The organism is Asaccharospora irregularis DSM 2635 (assembly GCF_900129815.1).
Classification (GTDB): domain Bacteria; phylum Bacillota; class Clostridia; order Peptostreptococcales; family Peptostreptococcaceae; genus Asaccharospora; species Asaccharospora irregularis.
This window is the reverse complement of record NZ_FQWX01000029.1, coordinates 16,029-28,094: the sequence shown is the minus strand read 5'-3', so window position 1 is coordinate 28,094 and position 12,066 is coordinate 16,029. Positions and strand designations below refer to the sequence as shown.

The window sequence follows — 12,066 nt, the reverse complement described above, 5'->3', positions numbered from 1 at the left end:
TTTGCTTAATTATTATAAAAATAATATGAATGGTAAAAGCAAAAAAGTTGGACTAGTTGCCATTATGCATAAGCTAATGAACTATATTTTTTCTGTGCTACGCAACCAAAAACCATATGAAGTACGTAACCCTAAATTGCACTGTAAGATGTATCTAGAAAACAAAAGTCTACCTAATATAGCCTAACGGCTAATATGAACTATTTTTCCATATAAGCCATCAAAAATTCGTGTATATTTGATGGTTTATTTGCTATACGAAAAAACATAATTATAAAATATTTTTAAAAACTGTTGACTTTAACTAGCTGGTCTATTATCAAAGATACAGTTTCTAATATAGTTTAATAGCTAATAAAATATTCCTTTTTTACATTTTTTTGAACTATACTAATCATCTTTGCTACAATCTCCACTCTGTAATATATTTATATGTGTAGGGTAAGCTATTTTTATACCGTTTTTATTAAATACTATTAATATCTGTAATTTGGCATCTTTAAGAGCATGAAAATACTTGTGCGATGCAACTACCCCAGTTATAGTATATTGGGCCCCAACAGAGTTCTCATATATATCTGTTATCCCATATACTTTGAATGGACTATAATTTTCTCCATGTGATGATTTAATCAAGTACTTGCTATAAGTTTCATTCATTATAGAACATACTTCTTCTAATGATTCCATTACTTTCATAGGATTTTCCTCATAACATACTCTAACATGGACTACAACCCTCATTTTATCCTTGCTATAATTCCTAACACTATTTATACTTCCATTAGGCAATGTCACTCTCTTTAAATCCCAGTCTCTCAAACTAGTACTTCGAATACCTATCTCATCTACAGTACCTCTAAACTTTTCATTTATAAGAACAAAGTCTCCTACTTGTATCTGCTTTTCAAATATTATAAAGAATCCATTAAAAATATCCTTTAAGATGCTTTGAGCTGCAATACCAGCAAGCAACCCTACTATACTTGCCCCTGTTACCAAAGTGCTAAATCTGGCTGTATCTAGTATCCCAAACTCCCTAAGTATTAATATTAAGGTAGCAGTAAATATTATATAGTACGATATAGATAGAAGGATACTACAAAGTGTGTTTTTATACCTTACATCAAATCTTTTGAATTTAAATATTTTATTTAAAATATAGTGTATTAATTTTAATAAAGCGTATGAACATACAATGATTATAATAGACTTTATAATTTTTCTTAATAACATAAATGTTGCCCCTTTAATTATTTTTAATTAATACTATCTATTATTTGCATTTTCACAATTAAAATTTATTTTTATAAATAAATTATTTTTATAATTTAAAAACCATAAAATTATTTTTATACGTAAAAAAAAACCTACTAATATTGTAGGTTACTTGTTCAAATACATATATTTATTTATTAAAATATCAATTTTTTTACTCGCCTCTAACAGCTCGTCTCTAAAAATGTCTGGATACTCTATGTATGTATTGATCTCTTCTCTAATTAGCTCTATTTCCTTTTTCAACACTTGTAACTCTCTATCCGCCATAATAATCACCACTATTACAATTTTATATTCATTCTATCAAATAATGTTATATTTTGTCAATAAATCCCCTTTTGAAGTTATTTAACTTAGGCACTGCATAGTTAGCTACCATCCCTACAAACATACCTGTGACTAAGGATGCTATTAACATAAATGGCAAGTACCCTACCATATTTATATTTTCTACTATCATACTGGCAATCAATAGCTGACCTATATTATGCCCTATAGCCCCCGCTATACTTACACCGATAATAGAAAATCCTTTAATTCTACTAACTAAATACATTGAAACTAAACTAATATACGCCCCCCCTATACTAAATAATAAGTAAGATAATGGTCCCGCAAATATCGATGATAATATTACTCTAATAGTAAGTATTATCAAAGTATCTCTTGCACCCAAAACTATTAATGAAATCAGGGTTATTATATTACTGAGACCAAGCTTTGCTCCTGGGAATAAAGCTACTAATGGATTTGGTATAAAAGATTCTATTATATATAAAACTAAACTATACCCTACCATTAATCCTAAAAACGTCATTCTTCTTGTCTTCATATAGATAATTCCCCCATTTATTTATTTACATTTTAATTATAATACAAAATCACTTAAAAACGTGAAATATCTACATAAATAGATAAATTTTATTTTAGTTTTTTTATTTACTATAAAATCATTATCAAACTTGACTCTAAGTAATATCGATGATATAATGTTTATTGATAATGAGTTTCATTAGGAGGTATTAATGATGACTGTTCACGACTTGAAAATCGGAGAAAAAGGATTTATAGATAGTATAAATGGAAATGTTAAGTTAGCAAAAAGATTATTGGCTTTAGGTTGTATAAATAATACTGAGATAGAGGTAAGAAAGGTGGCCCCTTTCGGAGATCCTATAATAGTAAGATTTAGAGGATTTGATCTTGCCATCAGAAAAAACGACGCTAAAAATATTTCGCTAAAAAAGTAAAGAGGTGAGGTAAATGATTAATGTAGCATTACTTGGTAACCCTAACGTTGGAAAAACAACTGTTTTCAACCTACTCACAGGATCAAATCAATATGTTGGAAACTGGCCTGGGGTTACTATAGAAAAAAAAGAAGGCTTCTTGGAAGATGACATAAAAATAGTTGATTTACCTGGGATATACGCCATGGATACTTATTCAAATGAAGAAAAGGTCTCCAAATTATTTTTAGAAAATGAAGATGTAGATATTATTATAAATGTAGTTGATGCATCGAACTTGTCAAGAAATTTATATTTAACTACACAGCTTATGCAGTTTAACAAACCTATTATTATTTTACTTAATATGATAGATATTGCAGAGGCTAAGGGTATTAGTATAGATTCTAATAAACTTGGTAAAGAACTAGGAATAACTGTATTGCCTATAGTTGCAAAAAAGAAAAATGGAGTTGAAAAAATAAGCTCTTATATAAGAAATTTAGTTCATTCTCCTTTTATATACAATACAGATTTTGGAGATGAAACTGAGACTTATGAAAAAATAGAAGCTATTTTAGCGAAGTGTACAAATAAAATCGAACAAAAGAAAAGATCTATCTCTGATAGAATTGATGATATAGTTTTAAATCCATTTTTAGCTTATCCTCTATTCTTAGGTGCTCTGTACATTTTATTTAAATTTACATTCGACTGGGTTGGTGGACCATTACAAGAGGCATCTGCAGCTTTAATAGAATCATACATAGCTACTCCTGTAGATAGTATGCTGGCCAACTCTAGTACTTGGTTTAGATCGCTTATAGTAGATGGTATAATTGGCGGTATTGGTGGTACATTACCATTCTTCCCACTTATACTTACTTTATTCTTCGGTATATCTATATTTGAAGATAGCGGTTATATGTCAAGAACAGCATTCTTAATGGATAAGGTAATGAGAAAAGTAGGTTTATCTGGAAAAGCATTTATCCCTATGGTAATGGGTATGGGGTGCTCATCTCCAGCAATAATGGCTACTAGAACCTTGGAAAGTGAAAAGGATAGAAAAGTAACTGCATTAATAGCCCCACTTATGACTTGTGGTGCTAAGCTACCTATATATGCACTATTTGTTTCAATATTTTTCCCAGATAACGCTGCACTTGTTACAGTTTCTCTATATTTAGTTGGAATAGTTGTCGCTATATTAGTTGCATTGTTCTTAAATAAAACTAGCTTTAGATCAGATATAGAGCCTTTTATATTAGAACTTCCTGAATATAGAGTTCCAACTTTAAGTGCTCTTCTTAAAAATACTTGGAATAAATCAAAAGGATTCTTAGTAAAAGTTGTTACTGTTATGTTTGCAATGTCAGTTGTTATTTGGACACTGTCATCGTTTAATTTTAATGGTTTCACTGAAAATATAAACCAAAGTTTTTTAGCTTATATAGGAAAGTTTGTATCTCCTATATTCTCACCTTTAGGTTTTGGTGATTGGAGAGCATCAGTTGCAATTATAACTGGTTTGGGCGCAAAAGAAATAGTTGTAAATACACTAAATATACTTTATGGAAACTTAGAAGTGGTTCTTCCTACAGTATTTACTGGTGTTAGTGCTTATTCATTTTTAATATTCTCAGCATTGTATACTCCATGTATAGCAGCTCTTGCAACTATGAGAAAAGAGTACGGAAATAAAATGATGATAATATCATTTTTATATCAATTTGCACTTGCATGGTTTGCTGCACTCATTGTTAAGTGTGTCGGAGGTGTTTTATTTATGAATGGATCAGTTGTTGAATTATTAATTGCCGGAACTATAGCCGTAGTTGCTATATTTATACTTTATAGAAGCTTTAAATCTAAAGCTAAATCTGGATGTAGCAGTTGCTCTGGTTGCCCATCAAGCAATTCTTGCCCATCCGTATCTGAAAATAAATAATTTAAATTATATAAAGGTCAACCCATAATCAATAGGGTTGACCTTTTTGTTTAATTTATGCTTTTATTTAGCGTATCTTTATTTGCTCATTTCTTTTGATTTATCCATACAAGCTACTACAGATTTTATAACAGCTGCTCTAAATCCTTCTTCTTCTAAAACTCTAACAGCTTCTATTGTAGTTCCTGCTGGAGAACAAACCATATCTTTTAACTCACCTGGATGTTTTCCTGTTTCTAGAACCATTTTAGCTGATCCCATTACAGCTTGTGCTGCAAATTTGTAAGCTTGAGGTCTTGGCATACCACCTATTACCGCAGCATCTGCTATAGCTTCTATAAACATAAATACGTATGCTGGAGCTGATCCACTTGCACCTATTACTGCATCTATTAAATATTCTCCAACAACTTCTGCTTTACCAAATGATTCAAATATTTGTTTAACTATTGCTAATTCTTCATCAGTTATATTTGCATTTTTGCAAAGAGCTGCCATTCCTTCTCCTACTAAAGCTGGTGTATTAGGCATAACTCTAATTACCTTCTTATCTGAACCTAAAATACTTTCGATAGATTCGATAGTTTTTCCTGCTGCTATAGATACTATTATTTTTTCTCCGTCTACAAATTCTTTTATTTGATTTAAAACTGCAGGATATACATTAGGTTTTACAGCTAATATTACTATATCAGAGTTTTTTACAACTTCTACTGAATCTTGAGTAGTGTTTACACCAAAGCTATCTTTTGCCTTATCTAATGATGGCTGATATAAATCTGAAACTGTAACGTTTTCCCCAGATATTAAACCAGAGTTAACTACTCCCCCTATCATTGCACTTGACATGTTACCTGCGCCTATAAATCCTAATTTTTTCATAATCAATCTCCTTTGTTATATAAGTTTATAAATTTATACATAAATTAACTATTAAAATTAATTTAATTACTCCCTACTATACTTTTACATCATATTAAAATTTTTTTCAAGATGTTATCGAAAAATTTTATATATAAATATAAATTTAAGTATTTGTTAAATTTAGTATGTCCAAATATAAAATGTTTAAATATAAATTTAACAAAAGTTCTATTAAACTCAATAAGCTAACTTCCTAAGTAAGAAGTTAGCTTATTGTCTATATAAATCTTAGAAAGATTGTTCAGTTCTTCCTATTATCTCATCTTGTAATGCTCTACTTAAGTTATTGAAATGGTCACTGTATCCTGCAACCCTAACAATTAAATCCTTGTAATCTTGAGGATTTTCTTGAGCTGCTAATAATACATTTTTGTCAAATACGTTAAATTGTATATGATGCCCATCCATGTTGAAGTAAGTTCTTATTAAGTTAGCCATATTGTCTAATCCTTCTTCACCTTGAACTACTGATGGTGCGAATCTTTGATTTAAAAGAGTTCCTCCAGTTTTTAAGTGGTCCATCTTAGCACAAGATTTTATAACAGCTGTAGGTCCATTAGTGTCTCCACCTTTTTCAGGAGATATACCTTCTGATAATGGTTTTCCACAAAGTCTACCATTTGCACTAGCTCCCATAACTTCTCCGAAGTATACGTGACAAGTAGTTGGTAGCATGTTTATTCTATATTTTCCACCTACAACAGTTGGTCTTCCTGTTACTTCGTTGTAGTAAGCTGTGAATACTTCGTTCATTAATTCATCTGCATAGTCATCATCATTTCCATATTTAGGAGATTTATTAACAACCATATTATGGATAGCTTCATATCCTTCAAAGTTTGAAGATAATGCTTTAAGTAATGTATCCATATCAAATTTATTTTCATCGAATACGTTGTATTTTATAGCTGCTAAGCAGTCAGTTATAGTTCCTATACCAACACCTTGTATATATCTAGTATTGTATCTTGCTCCACCTCTGTGGTAGTCTGTAGCATTAGCTATACAGTCATCAACTATAGTTGACATAAGAGGAGCTGGAATATGTTTAGCATATATAGCTTCTATAATGCAATTTCCTTTTACTTTTATATCTATAAAATAATGAAGTTGCTTTTTGAATGCTTCAAATAACTCTTCATATGATTTAAAGTCTTTAGCATTTCCAGTTTGTATACCTAATTGTTGTTTAGATATTGGATCATAACCATTGTTTAAAGTTAATTCAAGTATTTTTGGTAAGTTCATGTATCCAGTTAAAACATATGCTTCTTTACCGAAACATCCAGTTTCAACACATCCACTACTTCCACCAAGTCTTGCATCTGCTAAGCTCTTTCCTGCTTCTAAAAGTTCTTGTACTATTGCTTCAGTGTTGTAGAATGCTGGTTGACCCCATCCTTTTCTTGATATTTCACAAGCTCTCTTTAAGAATTTTTGTGGAGTCTTTCTACTTATTTGTACGTTTGAACTTGGTTGAAGTAATTTCATTTCGTCCATAACATCAAGTATTATATAACTTACTTCGTTTACACCATCTTGTCCGTCTGGTCTTATACCACCAGTATTTATGTTTGCGAAGTCAGTGTATGTTCCACTTTCTTTTAATGTTATACCAACTTTAGGTGGTGCTGGTTGGTTATTAAATTTAACCCATAAACATTCAAGTAATTCTTGAGCTTTTTCTCTATCTAAACTTCCTTCTTCTACATCTCTTTCATAGAAAGGATTTAAGTGTTGATCTAATCTACCTGGGCTGAATGCATCCCATATATTAAGTTCAGTAGTTACACCTATATGAACAAACCAATACATTTGTATAGCTTGATGGTAAGTTTGTGGTGCATGTTCTGGAACTACATCACAGTTTGCTGCTATTAATAATAAATCAGCTTTTTTAGCTTCATCTTTTTCTTCAGCTGCTAATGCTCTAGCTTTTTCAGCATATCTCTTACCTAATATAATCATAGCATCACAAGCTATCATCATTGCTTCTAGGTCTACTTTTTTAGAATAAGCTTCCATATCATTTATGAAGTCTAATTCTTTCATTCTGTTTTCTGCATCTTTCTTTAAGTCTGCAAAACCTTTTTTGTATATAGTATCTCCACAAACTGTATGTCCTGGAGCTCTTTGTTCCATGAACTCTGTGAATATACCAGCTTCATAAGCTTTTACCCATTCTGGATCCATAGAGCTAACTATTCTATTTCTAATTTGTCTTCCTTTCCAGAAAGGTATTATTTCTTCTTCATGTATCTTTCTAACTTCTTCTGATACATTGAAGTTTATTATTTCTCTGTCATTCATTACTTGTAAGTCTTCCATAGTATGGCAGCATAATTCTGGGTAAGTTGGAGCCCCTTGTGGAGAATCTCCTTTTTCACCTACTATTAACTCTCCATCATTTATACAAAGAGTTCTATTTTCCATGTAGTGCTTAAATGCTAATGCACGAAGTACAGGAGTTTCAACACTACCTTCATACATTTTATAAGCTTCTGTCATTAATCTAGCTCTCTCAATCGTGATGTATGGTTCTGCCTCCACACTTTGCTTTCTTAATTTTCTTGTTCTTTCAAAAGTTCCTCTTTCCATGATATTAGCCCCCTATCTTAGTTTTAAAATTATTTTGTTCAAACAACTTTTTGATCTCTTCTAGTTTTTCATCTGAAGGTCTAAATAGTTCTTCCCCTTCGTACTTCATGTAAAGCTTATCATATTTATGTTTACCTATACTGTGATATGGTAAAAGGTGCACATTTTTTATATTTAAAGGCTTTAAGAATTCTATTATCTTTTTAACCTCTAAATTTTCATCATCTATATTTACTCCACCTATCAAAGGTATTCTTATGCTAATATTAGCCCCTCTTTCACTTAATTTTTTAAGATTGTCTAATACTAAGTCATTTGATTTTCCTGTGAATTTTATATGTTTTTCTTCATCTATAAGTTTTATATCATATAAAAATAAATCTACATGATCCATAACCTTTTCAAAGTTTTGAAACTTAACATATCCACAAGTGTCTATTGCCACATTTATCCCTTTAGCTTGACATGTTTTTGCTACTTGAGATATATAGTCCATATCTTGTGACATAACTTCTCCTCCAGATAAAGTTACACCACCATTAGATTCCTCATAGAACATTCTATCTTTTTCTATTTCTTTTACTATATCTTTTATAGTAGATTCTTTTCCTACTATTTCCCTAGCATTGTTTACACAGTAGTCTATGCAAGTTCCACAACGTGTACATTTGTCTTTATCAAGGCAAATCATTGTTTCCCCTGTATATATTGCATCATTTGGACATTTACTTATACAAACCCCACATCTACTGCATCTCTCTTCATTATATAAAACATCTTTAGTGTAAGACTGACTCTCTGGATTATGACACCACACACACTCAAGAGGACATCCTTTAAAAAACACTGTGCTTCTAATTCCTGGACCATCATGCAAACTGCACTTTTGCAGATTTATTACCAACGGATTCATCATATTCACCCCTAAAAAAATATTAAATCTATATTATAATTTCCGATTTTAATTATTTGTTAAAAAGGTCGGTTGTGAAAACCCTTCCCTAATACTAATAATACTATAATCGTTATTATTTTGTCTATCATTTTTTTAGAAATACCTAAATTTTTTTCTCAAATTAGTATATTAAATTCATTTTAATGAATTTTTAAGTAAATTCATGAAATTTTTCATATATTTAAAATTTGTTAGTTATTTATTTTATTTTTAAATGAAAGCAAAAAGGGACATTATATTAATAAATATAAGTCCCTGTATATTTTTCCATTATATAACTTTTTTATTTTAAAAATTCTCTATATAATCTTTTAAATATTTTTTATCAGTGGTATTTTTCACTTTTTAAAATTACTTTGGATTGAGTTTAATTACACTAAAATTTTACATTCACCGTTACTTGTTTTCCACCTCTAATGACTACTATATCCGAATTACTACCCTTTGAGTACGAATAAAGTACCTTATTAAGATCTGACATACTAGTTATATCTATTTTTCCTACTTTGGTAATCACATCTCCTACTTTTATGTTAGCTTTATCTGCTGCTGAACCTGAAATTACCTCTGCTATATAAACTCCCTTGTCACCATCTAAATCCAGTCCTGTTGCCATCTCATACTTGTCTAAATCCATACCCTTTATTCCTAATGTAACTTTTTCATATTTTCCATTTTTTATAACTTCTTCTACTATACTTTTGGCTGTATTTATAGGTATTGCAAACCCTAGACCTTCCGCTTGAGATGCCTTAGCTGTATTTATCCCTATTACCTGACCATTTTTGTTTAACAAAGGCCCTCCACTATTACCTGAGTTTATACTAGCATCTGTCTGAATAAGACCAGTCATGTTAGACTGCTCTGTCTTTATAGTTCTATCAAGTCCACTTATTATACCTTGTGTAACACTCTTTTGGAATTCCAATCCTAAAGGATTTCCTATTGCTACAGATATATCTCCAACTCTAACATCATCACTATTCCCAAACTCGGCTGGTGTTAGCCCTGTTTTTTCTACTTTTACTATAGCTAAATCTAGCTGTGAGTCATACCAAAGAACTTTCCCTGCATCTGTATTTCCATCGTTAAAAAGTACATTTACACTTGTAGCTCCTCCATCTGAAACAACATGAGAGTTTGTAAGTATATAACCGTTAGAGTCTACTATAATCCCAGTCCCTACACCTTCTGTCTGTGTTGGTATAGCAAACATATTGTTCCTATTTATACTTGTTGTAGTTATCCCAACTACTGATGGCATAGCCTTTTCTGTTATCGCATGATACACATTTTGTGTTCTACCTTCATCATTTACTACTATTTTTGTAGATTTAGTTTTAGATGTATCTTCTATCATCCTATCTTTTAATGTTAAGACAGTCAAAAAACTACTCAGTACTGAACATAGTATAGCTACTATTAATATACTTACTCCTTTTTTATTTGTCATTTTGATTCCTCCTCACTAAAAGTATTTTTAATTTAACTTTCATTTGACTTAATCTATTATTTACAAATCTATTTAATAAATAACATCAACTAGTTAAATAAAATTAACTAAATAAATTTGTATCTCTTTTGATTAAAAAATAAATCACCATAAGAGAGTTTATATCTCTTTTGATGATTTCATTTTATTACTGTATTCTTAATTAAACCTTAACTATTAAGTCTTTTTTCTAGTTCTTTTGCCTCTTTTTCATATCCTGGTTTCCCTAAGAGTGCAAACATGTTTGTTTTGTAAGCCTCTACACCAGGTTGATCAAAAGGATTGACGCCTAGTAAATATCCACTAATAGCGCAAGATTTTTCAAAAAAATAAGTAAGGTATCCAAAGTTATATTCATCTAGCATTGGCACACTTATTACTAGATTAGGAACTTGTCCATCTGTATGAGCAAGCATTGCTCCTTCGAATGCTTTATTACTCACAAAATTTAAGCCTTTACCTGCTAAATAGTTAAGGCCATCTAAGTTGTCTTTATCTGGTTGTATAGTTATATCCCTATTCGGATTTTCTACTTTTATTACAGTTTCAAATAATATCCTTTTTCCCGATTGTATATATTGACCTATAGAGTGTAAATCAGTAGAGTAATCTACCGATGCAGGGAAAATACCTTTATTGTCCTTTCCTTCACTCTCACCATATAATTGTTTCCACCATTCACTAAAATTATGAAGTTGTGGTTCATAATTTACTAGAAGTTCTATATCTTTTCCTTTTCTATACAAGATATTCCTCATTACAGCATATTGATAACTACAATTTTGTTTTAAACTAGGGTCTCTAAAATTATCACAAGCATTTTGTGCTCCCTTTATAATGTTATCTATATCCAATCCAGCTACAGCTATTGGTAATAGCCCTACCGCTGTTAAAACAGAAAATCTACCTCCTACATCATCAGGAATTGTAAATGTCTCATATCCCTCTTTTTCTGCTAATTGCCTAAGAGCTCCCTTTTTTTCATCTGTAGTAGCATATATTCTTCTGCTCGCTTCCTCTTTCCCATATTTCTTTTCCAAATAATCTTTGAATATTCTAAATGCAATTGCTGGTTCTGTAGTAGTCCCAGATTTGGATATTACATTTATAGATATATCTTTATCCTTTATAACATCTAATAAATCCATAATATATGTTGCACTTATATTTTGACCTACAAAATATACTTCTGGAGAATTTCTTTCTTCTTTAGATAGATTGTTTCTAAAAGAGTGGCTCATCATATCTATGGCAGCCCTTGCCCCTAAATAAGAGCCTCCTATCCCTATCACCAATAATACATCCGAGTCTAATTGTATTCTTTTGGCCACTTTTTTTATCTTATCAAACTCTTCTTTATCATAATCATATGGAAGATCTATCCATCCCAAAAAGGCATTACCTAAACCTGATTTATCATGTAACATATTATGAGCCACATTCACATGAGGTTGCATCGCATCTATTTCGTTTTGACTAATAAAATCTTTAGCGTTACTATAGTCAAATTTTATTTCTCCCATAATTTTACCTCTCTTCTTTCTATGCTTTATTGAAATTATAACATAAAACAAAGTCATAATTAATAATAAAAAGTCTTATTTAATAATTTTTGAAACCTTATTTCTAAAGTGTA

Annotated in this window: 10 protein-coding genes and 1 pseudogene; 3 read left to right on the top strand and 8 right to left on the bottom strand. The window is 30.6% G+C overall.

Annotation, left to right across the window (positions count from 1 at the left end):
- Positions 1-187: pseudogene (locus BUB34_RS13430) on the top strand (hypothetical protein); the annotation flags it as partial.
- A gap of 203 nt (positions 188-390) precedes the next feature.
- Here the strand turns inward: BUB34_RS13430 and BUB34_RS10060 are convergent.
- The 3 genes from BUB34_RS10060 to BUB34_RS10050 all read right to left on the bottom strand — a co-directional run bounded on the left by BUB34_RS10060 (position 391) and on the right by BUB34_RS10050 (position 2,113).
- On the bottom strand, positions 391-1,236 hold the full coding sequence (locus BUB34_RS10060; RefSeq protein ID WP_073126961.1) for a mechanosensitive ion channel family protein: 846 nt from the start codon (positions 1,234-1,236) through the stop codon (positions 391-393).
- A gap of 150 nt (positions 1,237-1,386) precedes the next feature.
- A complete protein-coding gene (locus BUB34_RS10055) occupies positions 1,387-1,548 on the bottom strand; it encodes an aspartyl-phosphate phosphatase Spo0E family protein (protein WP_073126959.1) in 162 nt (53 codons plus the stop codon).
- A 46-nt stretch (positions 1,549-1,594) separates the two neighbouring features.
- A complete protein-coding gene (locus BUB34_RS10050; protein ID WP_073126958.1) occupies positions 1,595-2,113 on the bottom strand; it encodes a Gx transporter family protein in 519 nt (172 codons plus the stop codon).
- Positions 2,114-2,309: 196 nt separating this feature from the next.
- Between BUB34_RS10050 and BUB34_RS10045 the strand changes: the two genes are divergently transcribed.
- The gene (locus tag BUB34_RS10045; protein WP_073126956.1) at positions 2,310-2,531 is read left to right on the top strand and encodes a FeoA family protein; all 222 of its coding nucleotides are present in this window, start codon (positions 2,310-2,312) and stop codon (positions 2,529-2,531) included.
- A gap of 13 nt (positions 2,532-2,544) precedes the next feature.
- Entirely contained in the window at positions 2,545-4,461 is a 1,917-nt protein-coding gene (gene feoB, locus BUB34_RS10040) for a ferrous iron transport protein B (protein WP_073126954.1), read from the top strand.
- A 78-nt stretch (positions 4,462-4,539) separates the two neighbouring features.
- Here the strand turns inward: feoB and proC are convergent, their stop codons facing one another.
- The 5 genes from proC to BUB34_RS10015 all read right to left on the bottom strand — a co-directional run bounded on the left by proC (position 4,540) and on the right by BUB34_RS10015 (position 11,953).
- Positions 4,540-5,343: a pyrroline-5-carboxylate reductase gene (gene proC, locus BUB34_RS10035; RefSeq protein WP_073126952.1), complete on the bottom strand. Its 804-nt coding sequence runs from the start codon at positions 5,341-5,343 to the stop codon at positions 4,540-4,542.
- Positions 5,344-5,613: 270 nt separating this feature from the next.
- Positions 5,614-7,983: a trans-4-hydroxy-L-proline dehydratase gene (hypD, locus tag BUB34_RS10030; protein ID WP_073126950.1), complete on the bottom strand. Its 2,370-nt coding sequence runs from the start codon at positions 7,981-7,983 to the stop codon at positions 5,614-5,616.
- Between the two features lie 4 nt (positions 7,984-7,987).
- Positions 7,988-8,896: a trans-4-hydroxy-L-proline dehydratase activase gene (locus BUB34_RS10025; RefSeq protein WP_084120356.1), complete on the bottom strand. Its 909-nt coding sequence runs from the start codon at positions 8,894-8,896 to the stop codon at positions 7,988-7,990.
- Positions 8,897-9,314: 418 nt separating this feature from the next.
- Entirely contained in the window at positions 9,315-10,391 is a 1,077-nt protein-coding gene (htrA, locus tag BUB34_RS10020; protein ID WP_073126946.1) for a serine protease HtrA, read from the bottom strand.
- Positions 10,392-10,600: 209 nt separating this feature from the next.
- Positions 10,601-11,953 (bottom strand): glucose-6-phosphate isomerase, encoded by a 1,353-nt coding sequence (locus tag BUB34_RS10015; RefSeq protein ID WP_073126944.1) that lies wholly within the window; start codon positions 11,951-11,953, stop codon positions 10,601-10,603.
- Positions 11,954-12,066 lie beyond the last annotated feature (113 nt).

Bases quoted from the DNA above. Each gene is read 5' to 3' on its own strand.
- BUB34_RS10060 (WP_073126961.1), bottom strand. From the start codon at position 1,236: ATGTTATTAAGAAAAATTATAAAGTCTATTATAATCATTGTATGTTCA.
- BUB34_RS10055 (WP_073126959.1), bottom strand. From the start codon at position 1,548: ATGGCGGATAGAGAGTTACAAGTGTTGAAAAAGGAAATAGAGCTAATT.
- BUB34_RS10050 (WP_073126958.1), bottom strand. From the start codon at position 2,113: ATGAAGACAAGAAGAATGACGTTTTTAGGATTAATGGTAGGGTATAGT.
- BUB34_RS10045 (WP_073126956.1), top strand. From the start codon at position 2,310: ATGACTGTTCACGACTTGAAAATCGGAGAAAAAGGATTTATAGATAGT.
- feoB (WP_073126954.1), top strand. From the start codon at position 2,545: ATGATTAATGTAGCATTACTTGGTAACCCTAACGTTGGAAAAACAACT.
- proC (WP_073126952.1), bottom strand. From the start codon at position 5,343: ATGAAAAAATTAGGATTTATAGGCGCAGGTAACATGTCAAGTGCAATG.
- hypD (WP_073126950.1), bottom strand. From the start codon at position 7,983: ATGGAAAGAGGAACTTTTGAAAGAACAAGAAAATTAAGAAAGCAAAGT.
- BUB34_RS10025 (WP_084120356.1), bottom strand. From the start codon at position 8,896: ATGAATCCGTTGGTAATAAATCTGCAAAAGTGCAGTTTGCATGATGGT.
- htrA (WP_073126946.1), bottom strand. From the start codon at position 10,391: ATGACAAATAAAAAAGGAGTAAGTATATTAATAGTAGCTATACTATGT.
- BUB34_RS10015 (WP_073126944.1), bottom strand. From the start codon at position 11,953: ATGGGAGAAATAAAATTTGACTATAGTAACGCTAAAGATTTTATTAGT.